This is a genomic window from Bacillus sp. JFL15 (genome assembly GCF_001184225.1).
GTDB lineage: Bacteria > Bacillota > Bacilli > Bacillales > Bacillaceae > Bacillus > Bacillus siamensis.
The window spans coordinates 1,125,824-1,141,303 of the sequence record NZ_KQ236689.1 but is presented as its reverse complement, the minus strand read 5'-3'; the positions used below and the strand labels follow the sequence as shown (position 1 = coordinate 1,141,303).

Here is a 15,480-nt window from a genome sequence, read left to right as displayed (position 1 = left end):
GATTATGTTACATAATGCCGATTGAGAATTCATAGTGAAGCTATATACTGATGAATGAATTTATCAATACAGAAGGAGATGTCAAAAATCAATGTGGTTACTCATTATAGCCTGTGCTGCCGTACTAATCATCGGAATCATTGAAAAAAGGCGGCATCAGAAGAATATCGATGCTCTGCCAGTACGCGTCAATATTAATGGTATCCGCGGAAAGTCAACCGTAACGAGGCTGACGACCGGAATACTGATGGAGGCGGGCTACAAAACAGTCGGAAAAACGACGGGAACAGATGCAAGGATGATCTATTGGGATACACCTGAGGAAAAACCGATCAAACGGAAACCGCAGGGCCCGAATATCGGCGAGCAAAAAGAAGTAATGAAGGAAACCGTAGAACGGGGCGCCAATGCCATTGTCAGTGAATGTATGGCGGTAAACCCGGATTATCAGATTATCTTTCAGGAAGAACTCCTTCAAGCCAACATCGGCGTCATCGTGAATGTGCTTGAAGACCATATGGACGTTATGGGGCCGACGCTTGATGAAATTGCTGAAGCTTTTACTGCGACGATTCCTTATAACGGCCATCTTGTGATTACAGACAGTGAATACACAGATTTCTTTAAAGAAAAAGCCGCAGAGCGGAATACCGAAGTCATTATTGCGGATAACTCTAAAATTACTGATGAATACCTGCGGAAATTCGAATATATGGTCTTTCCTGATAACGCTTCACTTGCGCTCGGCGTTGCCCAGGCTCTTGGTATAGATGAAGAAACGGCGTTTAAAGGCATGCTGAATGCGCCGCCTGATCCAGGCGCCATGAGAATTCTGCCGCTGCTCAGCACAAAAGAGCCCGGTCATTTCGTAAATGGCTTTGCCGCAAATGATGCATCTTCTACTTTGAATATATGGAAACGTGTAAAGGAAATCGGCTATCCGACAGATGAACCGATCGTCATCATGAACTGCCGCGCCGACCGCGTGGACAGAACGATTCAGTTTGCCAATGACGTGCTTCCGTACATTAAGACGAAGGAACTCATTCTCATTGGTGAGACGACAGAACCGATCGTCAAAGCTTATGAAGAAGGCAAGATTCCTGCCGATACCCTGCACGATCTCGAATATAAATCAACAGACGAAATCATGGACGTGCTGAAAACAAGAATGCAAAACCGTGTCATATATGGCGTCGGCAACATCCACGGTTCAGCGGAGCCATTAATTGAAAAAATCCAAGAGTATAAGGTGAAACAGCTCGTTAGCTAGGAGGAAAAGGATAAATGTTCGGATCAGATTTATATATCTCACTTATTTTAGGCGTGTTAATCAGTTTAATTTTCGCGGAAAAAACAGGTATCGTACCTGCCGGTTTAGTTGTACCGGGTTATTTAGGGCTCGTTTTTAACCAGCCGGTCTTTATTTTACTCGTATTGTTAGTGAGTCTTCTTACATACGTGATCGTCAAATACGGTTTATCCAGATTTATGATTTTATACGGACGCAGAAAATTCGCAGCTATGCTGATCACGGGAATCTGCTTAAAAATCGCATTGGATTTTCTCTACCCGATCGTACCATTTGAGATATCAGAATTCCGCGGAATCGGTATCATTGTACCGGGTCTGATCGCCAACACCATTCAGAAACAGGGATTAACGATTACATTTGCCAGCACGCTGTTTTTAAGCGGCGCCACTTTTGCCATTATGTTTGCTTACTACTTAATCTAATGTAAGGTGTGTCAAACGATGAAAAAACAATTAAGCTTTCAAGAGAAACTGCTGAAGCTGACCAAACAGCAGAAAAAGAAAACCAATCTTCACGTTTTTATCGCACTGCCGATCGTCTTTTGCCTGATGTTCATCTGCATCCTGACAGGGAAGGCGGAGACACCGAGTGTGAAAAGAAATGCCGATGACCTTGTATCAGCCTCGTTCGTCGGAGATATTATGATGGGCCGGAATGTGGAGAAAGTGACAAAGCATAACGGAACGGAAAGCGTCTTCCGCTACGCAAAGCCATTTTTTGAAGCATCTGACTATGTATCGGGAAACTTTGAAAACCCGGTTACATATAAAAAGAACTACAAAGAAGCAGACAAAAATATTCACCTTCAGTCAGACAAAGATGCCGTAAAAGTATTGAAGGACACAAATTTCACCGTTTTGACGGCAGCCAACAACCATGCGATGGATTACGGCCCTCAAGGAATGCGGGATACTGTTGAAGAATTTTCAAAGCAGAACCTTGAACTTGTCGGTGCGGGCCTGACGCTTAAAGAGGCTGAGCAGAACATTTCATATCAAGATGTAAACGGAATCAAAATCGCAACACTGGGATTCACCGATGTTTCCGGAAAAGGCTTTGCAGCTAAACGAAATGCGCCGGGTGTGCTTCCGGCCGATCCTGAGCTGTTCATTCCGATGATTTCCAAAGCCAAAAAGAAAGCCGATCTTGTCATTGTTCAAACACACTGGGGACAGGAATATGATAATGATCCGAATGACAGACAGCGCCAGTTGGCAAGAGCAATGTCAGATGCCGGAGCGGATATCATCGTCGGACACCATCCGCACGTGCTTGAACCGATCGAAATGTACCACGGCACCGTTATTTTCTACAGCCTGGGCAACTTCGTATTTGACCAGGGATGGACAAGAACGAGAGACACGGCGCTTGTACAATATCATTTGCAGAAAAACGGCACGGGACGCTTTGAAGTCACGCCGATGAACATTCATGAAGCGACGCCTGCACCGGTTAAAAAAGGCAGCATCAATCATAAAACGATCGTACGTGAACTGACGAAAGAATCGAATTTCGATTGGAGCGTCAAGGACGGAAAGTTAACGTTTGATGTGGACCACAGCAATATCTTAAAAAAGAAAGCGGAGGGAAAAACAAATGAAAATCATTAAAGCCGGATGGCCGTTTGCCGCGATCATTATGGTATTTATGTTTATGTCAGCTTTTAAATACAATGATCAGCTCACAGATCAGGAAAAACAAAAAATTGACACGGAAATGCAAAAAATTCAGCAAGAGGACACAGCGGGCGCAAAATAAGCGCATGATTCCGCTTGCCGGCATATTGTTTGCACCGAATCCAGTAAAGAATGCCCGATATGGGCATTCTTTTTTTATGCTCTCTAAACATTTGTTAAAAGTTACCGATGTAAAAACTACTAAAAACAAGGAGAGTGAACAAAAAACATGCTCACAAGCTGGAGGAAGTACATCCTTGCCGGCCTTATGATTTGTCTTGTGGCACCTGCAGTAACGAGAACGGAAATTGCTGAAGCGGATTCTCAAGTTTCTGTCCTGATCGTTTCAGACGCACAAAAACTTGTCGGAAATAAATATGTTTACGGAGGCGAAGAGCCTGAGGACGGTTTTGATCCGTCCGGATTGATCCATTATCTTTTCGGCAGACAGAACATCCATCTGCCGAGAACGGTCAGTGATCAATGGAAAGTCGGAGCTGCCGTCAAAGAAAATGACCTTTCACCGGGAGATATTGTTTTTTTCAAAAAGTCGGATTCAACAAAAAACACGCCCGTCCAAGACGGTCTTTATATCGGAAACGGAGAGATGATACACAGTTCTCCGTCAGAAGGCGTGACGATCACGCGCTTTCAAAAAAGCAGTTATTGGATGAATTTATATCTTGGCGCGAGACGGATTAAAAAAGATCCGGAGCTGGCTGATAATCCGATCGTTCAGGAAGCCGCCCGTTATCTCGACATTCCGTATGTATTCGGCGGCAGCACGCCTGAAGCGGGATTCGACTGTTCGGGGCTTGTCCAATATGTTTTCGAAAACAGGCTTCACATTTACCTGCCGAGATCTGCGGAGCAGCAGTGGCTGGTCGGTGAGAAAATCAAATTGAGCGACATAAAGCCCGGGGACGTGATTTATTTCAGCGACACGTATAAAAAAGGAATTTCCCATGCGGGCATTTATGCGGGAGAGGGAAGATTCATCCAAGCGAGCCGCTCCGAAAAAGTCACCATTTCTTATTTGGCGGAAGATTATTGGAAAAAGCATTTTACAGGAGTGCGCCGATTCAGCAACCTGACTATTTCTAAAGATAATCCCGTTGTGTCAACAGCGGCTGATCTTATCGGAATTTCTTATCTGAAAGGCGGCGTTTCACCGGAAAATGGCTTTGATACAGCCGGATTTGTTCAATACGTCTATCAAAAAGCGAAAGGAATCAGCCTGCCGCGTTACGCGGACAAGCAGATGCAGGCGGGCGCTCCGGTCGATAAACAGGATCTGAAGCTCGGTGATCTGGTCTTCTTTAAAGCGGAGAGCTTGAATCCGGCCATTTACATCGGGAACGGACAAGTGATTCATGTCACCGTGTCCGCAGGCGTAACCATCACAAATATGAATACAAGCGCTTATTGGAAGGACAAATATGCGGGCAGCATCCGGCTCCCGTAAAAAAAGACGTCAGAGAGTGTCTCTGACGTCTTTTTATTTTACCGTTTCGGAGCTCTGAATCCGGCCGCTTCCGCGTCTTCGACAGAACAGAACATTTCCACTGGATCTGTCGTCCGATCGTAGTATGTACTTCCCGGCGTGTGATAAATGCCGTTTCGGCTGCCTTTAATGTCGCATCCCTGTGAGGTGTCGGCTGCTTTCGTCCCGGCATGTCCGCCGGAGGAAGGGGCGGTATTTTGCGCCGTTTCCGTGTGCTCGGATGTTTTTGTTTCTTCTTTTTGCCGCTTTAATGTTTTATTTTCTGATTGAAGCGTTTTGGCGGTCTTTTCGAGTTTCTTTTGTGAATTTTTTAATTTCTCGTTGTCTTGTTTGAGTGATTTGTTTGTTTTTTTCAGTTCGTTTATTTCTTTGCTGAGTTTGCTGAGTTTTTTCTCATTGCCTGCTTCGGCTTCGGATTTCTCTTTTTCAGCCGCGGCACTGATGCTTTCATATTTTTTCTCAAGCGCCTGGTGGTCCTTCGTTAATTTTTGATAAGCCGTATCCAGTGTGCTGTATTTCTCCTCTGCCTTCGCGGCTGAGGTGTCCGGCTCTGCCGAGGAACCGCCTGTCAGGAGCAGAACAAATCCGCCGATGAGAAGGGGCCAAAACAGCTTTTTTGAAAAACGTTTTTCTTTTTTTGCCGCTTTGCATATGAGATGGAATATTCCGTATCCAAGTGCGAAGAGAAAAGCCAAAAATCCAATAATAGCGATTGCATTCGACATAATAACGCTCCTTTTTTCTTTATTTTACAATTTATTTTCAATTTTGGAAATTCCTTTTTGGAAAATATGAAAAAGCCAGGTCGGGAAAGACCTGGCTTTTGACGGACGGATTTTTTATTGTTCGTTGTCGAGAAGCCGGTTGATGAAATGGGCAACGCCGTTTTCATCGTTGCTTTTTGTAATATACGTGCTTTTTTCCTTCAGTTCATCAATCGCGTTGCCCATGGCGATGCGGTTTCCGGCTGCTTCAAACATGGAGAAATCATTCGGGCTGTCGCCGATGGCGTAAATATCCTGTTTTTCAATTCCGTATAGTGAGGCAAGCTCCGTCAGGGCCCGTCCTTTACCGGAACCGGCAGGGAGGATTTCGATGATGTGTTTTCCGGAAGAAGTCTGGGATAGTTTCGGATGGTGTGTAATTTCTTCTTTGGCGTTTTTCAGTTTTTCCATATCAAAAGAGAAACAAAGAAGCTTGTAAATATGTTCGTCTCCGTTAAAAATGGCCTGTATATCCTGCACGGGTTTGATGCCGAATTGTTTGAACTGCGTCTTTGCGCCCTCCCATAATGTCTGAATATCTTCCTTTGGGTTGGCGCTTTTCAGAATGTCCAGTTCTGCCTGCAATTTGGATTCGCCGTCAAACGGGGACAGCAGGTGATGATCTGTATAAACCTCGAAGTAAATGTCTTTTCCCGTTAAATAAGCGGCGATATCCTTACCGGCCTGCTGATCCATTAAGAGCCGGCTGACGAGCCGGTATCCTTTGTCGTGAACCGTCCCGCCGTTTGCAGCAATGATCGGAATATCCAAATCTTCCAGGAGTGATTTTACATCAAAAGTGGCTCTGCCCGTGCAGATGGCCACAAGAACGCCCGCTTCATCCGCTCTTTGTAAAGCCGCTCTGTTTTCCGGAGAAATCACACTGTCCGAGTTCAGTAATGTGCCGTCTAAGTCAATGGCTATCAATTTCATATGTATGGATGCCCTCCTTAAAAATAAAGCTGCTTCCTGTAGTATGTTCAGCTTTTTGCGAAATCAGCAGAAAGCCGTCAATTAAAAGGCTATACCTTCATGCCCTATTTTTCAACAGAAAAACGGCGGGGATTCTGAAACCCCGCCGTGATATCTTACTCGTTTAAATCCTTTTTTAATTTCGTTTTCACTTCTTGAAGGTTCTCCTCATTCAGTTTGAAATAATAAATATTTTTGCCGTATTGAGGAGTGTAAATATAGCTGTCTGAACCTGTCAGCTGTAAAGAATTCACTGATTTCAGCGATGTGATAAACGGGAACAGGCCGATGGCGTCATTCAGAGATAAGTTCATTTTTAAGTTTTTCCCTAAGCTGTCGACGATATCGTCATAAGAAGGGATCGAGCTTAACGATTTAGATTTTTTAATAATGGCGCTCAGCACTTCCATCTGTCTTTGTCCGCGCATCAGATCGGTGTCCGCTTTACGTGTTCTTACATAAGCCAGTGCCTGCTCGCCGTCAAGCGTCTGAACGCCCGGCTTCAGCACGACTTTTCCTTTTGTATCGACTTTAATACGATCGGCAATTTTCTGGCTTTTTACATTTACCGTAACGCCGTTCAATTCATTGACGACATCGCGGAACGCGTCGAAGTTGCTCTCAACCACATAATCTACCGGAATATCAAGCATGTTTTCTACTGTTTTATAAGTTAAATTATAACCGCCGTAAGCATGTGCGTGCGCGAATTTGTCATAGCCGTGACCTGGGATGTTGACATAGGAATCCCGCGGAATGCTGAGCATTGTCGCTGTTTTCTTTTTCCGGTTGAAGGTGACGAGCACGTTGGCGTCACTTCTTGCGTCATCTACTGATTCGCCCTTATTGTCACGGGCGTCAATTCCTAAAAGCAATACGGTGAAAGAATCCTTCTTCGGATCAAATTCTTTAATCCGTTTCACGGACTGGTCGCCGCGGTCAAGACTGACGTGCGCTTCCTTGGTCGCATTGTTCAGTTTCACAAATGCGTAGGCGCCGACGGAACCGGCAATCACCAATAAGAAAGCGGCAAAAACCAGTACAAATTTCACCCATTTTCTGAGGCGTTTTTTCTTTTTTCTGCGTTGAGATCGTTCTTCCATATCATTACCTCTCGTTTCTATTCTTTGTGAAGCGTACCATAATTGTTGGCTTGGAACAACTCTGTAAATGAGAAAATTCCAAATCTTTCTCTCTATTTCGACAACATCTACTGTTATTTTTACATCAGGTTCACATTATATTGGACGGCAGGAAGCGGAAAATGTTTCGTCGGGTTGTAAAAAATAATCAGTAAAATAATGGATGTTAACCGTCGGAAGGTTTGAAACGATCGGAATCAGGCAAAAGAAGCAGTAGAACAATTCCTCGCGGATACAGCGCAGGATGAGGGGAGTCTATATCACATGAAAAGCATACACTCGAATAAATGGCTCTATTTTTTCGGCGCTCTCGGCGGCGCTTTATACGGATATGATACCGGAGTCATTTCCGGGGCTATTTTATTTATGAAAAAAGAACTGGGACTGAACGCCTTTACAGAAGGCCTCGTCGTCAGTTCGTTATTGGCGGGGGCGATTCTCGGTTCGGGATTCGCCGGCAAACTGACCGACCGGTTCGGCAGGCGGAAGGCCATCATGGGAGCGGCGCTGCTGTTTTGTATTGGCGGGTTTGGGGTCGCTTTTGCCCCGAATACACAGGTGATGGTTCTATTCCGGATCATTCTCGGACTGGCTGTCGGAACATCTACAACGATCGTTCCGCTCTATTTATCGGAGTTGGCTCCGAAGCATAAACGGGGGGCGCTTTCATCACTGAACCAGCTGATGATTTCGGTCGGAATCCTCGTTTCGTATATCGTGAATTATATATTTGCCGATGCAGGCGCTTGGCGCTGGATGCTTGGTCTTGCGGTCGTGCCGTCAGTCATTCTGCTGATCGGAATATTATTCATGCCGGAAAGCCCGCGCTGGCTGTTTACAATCGGCAAAGAAGATAAAGCAAGAGAAATTCTTTCGTCATTGCGGGGAACGAAGAATATTGAGGGCGAGATTGACCAAATGAAAGAAGCGGAAAAGGAAAACGAAGGCGGTTTGAAAGAATTGTTTGAGCCGTGGGTGAGACCCGCGCTGATTGCCGGCCTCGGGCTAGCCTTTTTACAGCAATTCATCGGGACAAATACCATTATTTATTACGCCCCGAAAACATTTACCAGTGTCGGGTTCGGCAATTCCGCGTCTATCCTGGGAACCGTCGGAATCGGCGCCGTCAATGTCATCATGACGCTTGCGGCTATCAAAGTCATTGATAAGATCGGTCGGAAGCCGCTGCTTTTGGCCGGAAATGCGGGCATGGTCATCAGTCTTCTCGTATTGGCCGCGGTCAATCTCTTCTTTGAACATTCAGCAGCCGCATCATGGACGACGGTCATTTGTTTAGGTCTGTTTATCATCGTGTTTGCGATCAGCTGGGGGCCTGTCGTGTGGGTTATGCTGCCGGAATTATTCCCGCTGCATGTCCGCGGTATCGGCACGGGTGTCTCGACTTTGATGCTGCATGCCGGAACATTGCTTGTTTCATTAACTTATCCGATATTAATGGAGGCCGTCGGCATCAGCTATCTATTTATCATTTATGCCGCAATCGGGATAATGGCATTCCTGTTCGTTTGGTTTAAAGTGACCGAGACGAAGGGGAAAAGCCTTGAAGAAATCGAACAGGATCTGCGAAGCCGTAACGGAGGCTCTGAATCAGAATCCAATCGGCAGACAGTTCATCCTTAATTCCAGTGTGAGAGGGGGCGGTTATACACCGGCCCCTTAAAACTGCGCCCCCGCGCCGGTCACATAAATGACAGGAATATGTCATACATTAGTATAAAGTCACGATAAAGGCGGGGATGCCGGTGAAAACGAGCATTATTATCCTTACATATAATGAGCTGGAACTGACCAAAAAATGTCTGGCCAGCATTGATCAATACACCGACAAAGAAGAGATAGAGCTGATCATCGTTGATAACGGTTCATCAGACGGAACGAGAGAGTACATATCAAATCTTCCTGACGTCAAAGTCATCCTAAATGAAAAAAACCTCGGGTTCGCCAAAGGGTGCAACCAGGGAATCGAAGCGGCGGCGGGGGACAATCTGCTGTTTTTGAACAACGATACGATGGTCACGAAAAATTGGCTCAGCGCCATGCTGAGAGTGCTGTATCAATCTGAAAAAAACGGCATGGTCGGTCCCGTCAGCAACTATGTCAGCGGCGCGCAGATGATCCATGACGCGTATCAATCGCTTGATGAACTGGAGTCATTCGCGGAGGCTTATTGTGAAAGGGAAAAGCATAAAACGAAGCGGGTGCTCCGCCTTGTCGGATTCTGCCTTCTGGTGAAAAAAAGCGTCATTGAAGACATCGGCCCGTTCGATGAACAATTCGGATACGGTTCTTTTGAAGATGATGATCTATGCCTGCGCGCCCTGCAAAAAGGCTACAGCCTGCACATCGCCCTCGATGCCTTTGTGCATCATCACGGGCACGCGACGTTTACGGCTAATCAGGATATCAATATCAATCAATTATATTTGGAGAACCGCCAGCGTTTTACGGAAAAATGGGGCACTGATTTTACGTACTTTACCCACCCGAGACCGGAAATTGCCGAGCTTGTTCCCCGGGAAGCGAAAAGGGTACTTGATGTCGGCTGCGGCGCGGGTGCTACGGGACTGGAACTTCAAAACAGACAGCCCTGTGAACTGTACGGAATAGAACTGCACCCGCTGGCGGCGCAAGCGGCAAAAGGACACTATGAAGCGGTTCTGCAGGAAGATGTCGAAGAAGTGAAACTCCCGTATCCGGAAGGCTTTTTTGATTGCATCATTTTTGCAGACATTCTTGAGCACTTAAAAGACCCTTGGCGTGTCATTGAAACGTACTCAGCCTATTTGGCGCCTGCCGGATCAATCGTTTGCAGCATTCCGAATATTTCTCACGCCGAAGCGCTGTTTCCGCTTCTGCTCGGTGACTGGACATACAAGGACGCCGGCATTCTCGACCGCACCCACTTGCGGTTTTTTACGCCGCAGACGGTCCGCACGCTCTTTCCGGAAGAGACATTTGACGTGAAAAAGCAGTCCTATACGTATGTTCACGTTGATGAGCGGGTGCAGCTGTTTTTACAAGAAATCACACGAATGGCGCAGGCGATGCAATTTCCGGTAACACAGCTGCCCGAACAAAGCCGGATTTACCAAATCCTCCTGCGTGTCGAAAAAACACGCTGAAGGCTACCGGCCCATCGTTCCGAAGTTGACAATCTGAATGGAAACATCATAGTCAAATGCCGCTTCGGAAAAGGTCTCATCCCAATGATTCTTCACTTTCTTCCAATAGTCGGGATATTGAATGCGGACTCTGTCAGAAAAGAATACAGGGTCCGTTTCATATTGATTCTGCAGCTTATCAATGACTTCTTTTATATCGCTTTTCAGTTTTTTTTCGAAAATCTTTTCGAGCCCATTTAAATAATGCTGATTGAATGAATCCTCGCCGGCAAATTGATCCTCCGACAAGATGCCTTTTGTTTTCACCGCTGCGTGAAATGACAGCTTCCCGTTTTTCAGCCGGGGGGTGATGGAGGACGTTGATTTTTTGATCTCGAAGGTAATCGGGTGCCCTCCTTTATCCATAGCGGGCAGCACGCCGCCCTGTATCGTTCCCGTCAGCCAATTCAGGCTCTGTACTTCGTATGATGACAGGAATCCCGCCAGTCTGTTTTGTTTTTTGTTTTTGATGATGGCCGCTCCGTCATACACCGTTTTTCCTTTTTGATTGCTGACGGCCTGCATGAGAAAGCTGAGTTTATTATGGCAGTAAATCGAAGCTCTCCCGATTCTGAGCGGCTTTAAAATTTTTCCGTTGTAGCCGCCGTTGTTTGTGAGGTCGATGAGCTTTTCCGCGGCCATGGGCTGCTGCTGATTCGGCGTCGGCTCCGTCAGAATATCGGACGCTTTTCCTCTTGCCGCGAAAAGATAGCTGCTCCGTCTTAATTCATCATCACGGATAAAATGATTCATCATCTGCAGTATATTTTGGTCGGCCAGCAATTTGTCGCTGAATATCAGCACTTTTAAATGATCGCTGTAAACGGGCGGATCTTTTAAGGAGACTTCACTGACGGCTTCAAGAATGGTATCCCCCCGCGTCGTCACATTGACAAACACGGGCCGGCCGGAAGCCTGGCTGTTTTCACTTTGGGGCAGCAGGTTTTGATAGGTTAGTTTATATCGGCGGTCACTCGTCTCGTCTATAGCCACTCCCCGGGCGAACGATAGTTTTTCGACTTCCTTCGCGTCCCAGCATCCTGAAAGCATTATCAGTATGAAAAGCGCCGCCGCCCATTTTATGAAATGTGTCATGACGTCTGTTTCCTCCCCGCTATTTTCTTCATCCAGCTGACAAACCAAATGAGAAAAGGAATCATAATGACGGCAAAAAACGCATATCCGAGAATATTAGCGAATGCAAACACACTGTTGATATCATCGGGGTACATTGAAAGGCCGAATGTCACCGCCAATAATCCCCCCAGCAGCCAGCCATTGTTTTTATTTTTCAGCCTGAAAATGGTGTTGAATCCGAGATGCGCTCCTTTAAAAGAACCGAGCATACAGGTGAACTGCTGGCATGTCCACGTAATTAAAAGAAAGATATCAAATCTTTCGATGAAAATACCGCGGATTTCCAAGGCGTGAATCAGGGAAATTGTCGGATACGTCACCGTTTTGGCTTCAGCAACCGACATACAGCCGATCACGATAAGCAGTATAAAGCTGTAAAATAAGCTCGCGCCTGCGATGCCGAAGACAGCCGCCTTTTTCGCCTGCTTCGGGTTTTTCATAAACGGCACCAGAAAAAGAATCACTTCAAGCCCCGAAAAATACAGAAGGGTTCGCGGAAACAGCTCAAAAAAGCTTTTGTAGCCCCCATCAAAGACCGGGCGGACGAAATCCAGCTTAAACAGTCTCAGGCTGAATATGAGCAGTGTAAGCAGAATGATGATCGAAACCGGAAAGAGATACGCATAGAGCTTTGAAATGGGATAGACCCCGCCGGTCACATGGTAAATGCCGACCGCCAGAAAAATGAATATGACGACACCCATCGGCGTATTTTTCAGTAAAAAGTAATTGATGACTTCACCGAGAAACCGGGCTTGAAAACAGACGGTGACGACAAAATAACAGCTGATGAATAAATTCAAAAGAGAACCGATAGCGCGGCCCATGATGCTTTGATTCAGCTCATAGATGGTTTCCCCGCTGTTCTTCTGCAAAAACGGCATAAAGAGCAGGACGATGCCGATAAACACGACACTCTGCAACAGAATAATGATCCATCCGCTCGGACTGTCCGCTGTTGCGGCGGAGCGCGGCAATGTTAACACGCCCGCTCCGATCATTGTTCCGCTTACCATGAGAAGGGTCTGCATAAAAGACAGCTTGTCTTCCGGTTTTATCATGGGGATCACCTTTGTCTGATTTTATCTTTTGTCTCTTTTCGGGTCGGCCGTTTTTTCAAAAGCGGTGTCGGCAGCCTGACAATCGTATCCTTTAAGTCCTGTCCCGGCTGCGCCATGATCGGAATAATATAATCCTGGCCGAAGCTTTTCAGGCGCATCAGATGGCCGACGACCAGCAGATAACACATGATCAGTCCGTATAAACCTAAAATCGCCGATAAAATCATCGAAAAAATGCGGATGAGCCTCAGCGGGAAATTGAACACATAGGAGGGCGCCGTAAAAGAGGCCAATGCCGTAACGGATACGACAATCACCATCATCGCGCTGACGATATTCGCCTGTACGGCGGCCTGGCCGATCACCACTCCCCCGATCAGGCCGATCGTCTGGCCGATCGGCTTCGGCAGTCTGAGCCCGGCTTCTCTGATCATTTCAATCGTAAAAATCATAATAAACGCTTCAACAAAAGGGGGAAACGGGACATTCAACCTGCTTCCGGCAATCGTCACCGCCATTCTCGTCGGCAAAAGCCCGGTATGAAACGTAACGAGCGCGATGTAAAGGCCGGGTAAATAAATCGTGATTAAAATGCATGAATACCGAAGCAGCCTGAGAAAGGTAACCGGAACCCACCGCTGATTATAATCGTCAGGGGAGTGGATAAATTCATCAATGGTAGCGGGCACCAAAAGGGTAAATGGCGTTCCGTCTACAAGAACGGAGACCCGCCCCTCCAAAAGAGCGCCCATAACCCGGTCAGGCCGTTCGGTCGTCAAAATGGTCGGGAAAATGGAATACGTGTTATCTTCAATGAGCTGTTCGATCGATCCTGATTCCGGAATATCATCAATGGTGATGGACTCCAGTCTTTTCATCACTTCTTTTACGACATCATCAGGCGCGATATCCCGAATGTAGGCAACAGCGATCCGTTTTTTTGTCCGTTCGCCCAGTGTCAGCTCCTTGATCTGGAGGTTGGGATCACGGGACTGCTCACGCAAAAGCGCCGTGTTCGTCCGAAGCTTTTCGACAAAACCTATCCTCGGCCCGCGTTCCAGCACTTCTGATGCCGGTTCTTCGACATCCCGCATTTTAAATGTTTCCGTATCAAAGGAAAGGGCCTCCTTCCATCCCTCCGCCAGCAAAACCGATTTGCCGGAAAGAATGTCAGCCTCAACATCCTTAAGTGAAGAAAGCCGGGTGTGGTGATACCCGAAAGAATTGGATGCCGGAGGTGTTTCAGCCGGTTCCTCTTGATGCCGGGCGGCCGCCTGCACGGGCGAAATAATATATTCGGCAAGCAATTGATTTTCAGTCAGTCCGTCTATATACACTAGACAGGCGTCACATTTGCCGTTTCCGTACGTAAATGAATAAAACATCATGTCATCGCTTTGGCCGAACCGTTTTTTCAGCGCTTGAAGGTTTTGTCCGAGCTCAGCATTTATCGTCACAATGTTTCCCCCCTTTCATCAGTTATTTTAATTTGCGACAAACAAGGGATTTTATTCTGGAATAGGAAATGACTGAGCATTCCGCCCCATCCGAATGGTATAATGAGCAGGTCAGCCATTTATACATATTGTTTTTAACTGGCGGCTCTCTCCGTGTTTTAAAATAGGTACAGGGGGAATGGGATATGAGCCGCTTTTTAATGGGAGGGGAACGAACATGACGCAAGAGCCGATTTTTTTACAGCCTGTATGTAAAGAAAAAATATGGGGCGGCACGTTATTACGCGAACGATTCGGATACAGTATACCTTCAGAAACAACCGGCGAATGCTGGGCGATATCAGCCCACCCGCACGGGATGAGCACGGTCAAAAGCGGTCCGTATCAAGGGAAAACCCTGATCGAACTGTGGAATCAGCATAGAGAATTATTCGGCGGAACGGAAGGGGACCGCTTTCCGCTGCTGACGAAAATACTGGACGTCAAACATCACCTGTCCGTCAAAGTCCACCCTGACGATTATGATGCCGAGGAGCATGGACTGGGCGAAACGGGGAAGTCTGAGTGCTGGTACATTATCGACTGTAAAGAAAATGCGGAGATAATATACGGTCATACGGCCCGTTCGAAAGCAGAGCTTGTCACCATGATTAACAGCGGTGATTGGGAAGGCCTGCTGCGCCGCGTGAAAATCAAACCCGGTGATTTTTATTATGTGCCGAGCGGAACCATCCATGCCATTTGCGCCGGGGCGCTCGTGCTGGAAATACAGCAGAATTCAGATGCCGCCTACCGGATATATGATTACGGGCGCACAGATCAAAACGGCGCGGCGCGTGAGCTGCATATCCGCGATGCCGTCAACGCCGCCACCGTTCCTCATGTGGACGGATTTTTAGATGAATCAACTGAAACGAGAAAAGGCATCACCATCAAAACCTTTGTGCAGGGAGAATATTTTTCTGTTTACAAATGGGATATCAGCGGGACGGCGGAAATGACCCAGGACGCTCCGTTTATGCTGTGCAGCGTTATAGAAGGAAACGGCTCCATCACTTGTGAAGGCAAGACCGCAACACTTGAAAAAGGCGCGCATTTCATACTGCCGGATCAGATGCCTGACTTTACGATAACCGGAGAATGCACAATCATCGTTTCTCATATATAAATCACCGAAACTTAATCCCAGCGATGGGATTAAGTTTTTTTTATTTGGATAATTGGATGATTTCTCTCTGTAAAAATGAAGAAAGCCGGCCGATAAATAAAC

The 15,480-nt window shown here is 46.6% G+C and carries 14 protein-coding genes; 8 read left to right on the top strand and 6 right to left on the bottom strand.

The features are described 5' to 3' along the window. The first annotated feature begins 91 nt into the window (after nucleotides 1–91). The 5 genes from pgsB to AD710_RS05705 all read left to right on the top strand — a co-directional run bounded on the left by pgsB (nucleotide 92) and on the right by AD710_RS05705 (nucleotide 4,456). The gene (gene pgsB / locus AD710_RS05720; protein ID WP_016937732.1) at nucleotides 92–1,273 is read left to right on the top strand and encodes a poly-gamma-glutamate synthase PgsB; all 1,182 of its coding nucleotides are present in this window, start codon (nucleotides 92–94) and stop codon (nucleotides 1,271–1,273) included. Nucleotides 1,274–1,287: 14 nt separating this feature from the next. Next, nucleotides 1,288–1,737, top strand: coding sequence for a poly-gamma-glutamate biosynthesis protein PgsC (gene pgsC / locus AD710_RS05715; RefSeq protein WP_003151340.1), 450 nt, complete (start codon nucleotides 1,288–1,290; stop codon nucleotides 1,735–1,737). An 18-nt stretch (nucleotides 1,738–1,755) separates the two neighbouring features. After that, nucleotides 1,756–2,925, top strand: coding sequence for a CapA family protein (locus AD710_RS05710; protein WP_049627527.1), 1,170 nt, complete (start codon nucleotides 1,756–1,758; stop codon nucleotides 2,923–2,925). Further along, complete coding sequence (locus tag AD710_RS19505) at nucleotides 2,912–3,073, top strand: extrachromosomal elements maintenance protein EdmS (protein ID WP_003151344.1); 162 nt, start codon at nucleotides 2,912–2,914, stop codon at nucleotides 3,071–3,073. The genes AD710_RS05710 and AD710_RS19505 overlap by 14 nt, the downstream gene beginning before the upstream one ends. A 147-nt stretch (nucleotides 3,074–3,220) precedes the next feature. After that, the gene (locus AD710_RS05705; RefSeq protein ID WP_049627526.1) at nucleotides 3,221–4,456 is read left to right on the top strand and encodes a C40 family peptidase; all 1,236 of its coding nucleotides are present in this window, start codon (nucleotides 3,221–3,223) and stop codon (nucleotides 4,454–4,456) included. Between the two features lie 38 nt (nucleotides 4,457–4,494). On the opposite strand, the gene AD710_RS05700 is transcribed toward AD710_RS05705, so the two are convergent. The 3 genes from AD710_RS05700 to AD710_RS05690 form a co-directional block, all read right to left on the bottom strand. Then, the gene (locus tag AD710_RS05700; protein WP_049627525.1) at nucleotides 4,495–5,220 is read right to left on the bottom strand and encodes a sunset domain-containing protein; all 726 of its coding nucleotides are present in this window, start codon (nucleotides 5,218–5,220) and stop codon (nucleotides 4,495–4,497) included. Nucleotides 5,221–5,334: 114 nt separating this feature from the next. After that, nucleotides 5,335–6,192 (bottom strand): Cof-type HAD-IIB family hydrolase, encoded by an 858-nt coding sequence (locus AD710_RS05695; RefSeq protein WP_016937736.1) that lies wholly within the window; start codon nucleotides 6,190–6,192, stop codon nucleotides 5,335–5,337. 155 nt (nucleotides 6,193–6,347) lie between these two features. Further along, entirely contained in the window at nucleotides 6,348–7,334 is a 987-nt protein-coding gene (locus AD710_RS05690; RefSeq protein WP_045926551.1) for an LCP family protein, read from the bottom strand. Between the two features lie 303 nt (nucleotides 7,335–7,637). On the opposite strand from AD710_RS05690, the gene AD710_RS05685 reads away from it, so the two are divergent. After that, complete coding sequence (locus AD710_RS05685) at nucleotides 7,638–9,014, top strand: sugar porter family MFS transporter (RefSeq protein WP_049627524.1); 1,377 nt, start codon at nucleotides 7,638–7,640, stop codon at nucleotides 9,012–9,014. Between the two features lie 116 nt (nucleotides 9,015–9,130). Further along, the gene (locus tag AD710_RS05680) at nucleotides 9,131–10,516 is read left to right on the top strand and encodes a glycosyltransferase (RefSeq protein ID WP_049627523.1); all 1,386 of its coding nucleotides are present in this window, start codon (nucleotides 9,131–9,133) and stop codon (nucleotides 10,514–10,516) included. 3 nt (nucleotides 10,517–10,519) lie between these two features. Here AD710_RS05680 and AD710_RS05675 read toward each other — a convergent pair whose 3' ends face one another. From AD710_RS05675 to AD710_RS05665, 3 genes are read right to left on the bottom strand one after another with little or no spacing between them, the layout of a single operon-like run. Beyond that, the gene (locus AD710_RS05675) at nucleotides 10,520–11,650 is read right to left on the bottom strand and encodes a Ger(x)C family spore germination protein (protein ID WP_049627522.1); all 1,131 of its coding nucleotides are present in this window, start codon (nucleotides 11,648–11,650) and stop codon (nucleotides 10,520–10,522) included. Beyond that, on the bottom strand, nucleotides 11,647–12,753 hold the full coding sequence (locus AD710_RS05670; protein ID WP_049627521.1) for a GerAB/ArcD/ProY family transporter: 1,107 nt from the start codon (nucleotides 12,751–12,753) through the stop codon (nucleotides 11,647–11,649). Before AD710_RS05670 ends, AD710_RS05675 begins: the two co-directional genes overlap by 4 nt. Nucleotides 12,754–12,758: 5 nt before the next feature. Further along, nucleotides 12,759–14,210, bottom strand: coding sequence for a spore germination protein GerBA (locus AD710_RS05665; RefSeq protein ID WP_049627520.1), 1,452 nt, complete (start codon nucleotides 14,208–14,210; stop codon nucleotides 12,759–12,761). A gap of 217 nt (nucleotides 14,211–14,427) precedes the next feature. On the opposite strand from AD710_RS05665, the gene manA reads away from it, so the two are divergent. Further along, nucleotides 14,428–15,378, top strand: a complete 951-nt coding sequence (manA, locus tag AD710_RS05660) for a mannose-6-phosphate isomerase, class I (protein ID WP_049627519.1) — start codon at nucleotides 14,428–14,430, stop codon at nucleotides 15,376–15,378. The last annotated feature ends 102 nt before the right edge of the window (nucleotides 15,379–15,480 follow it).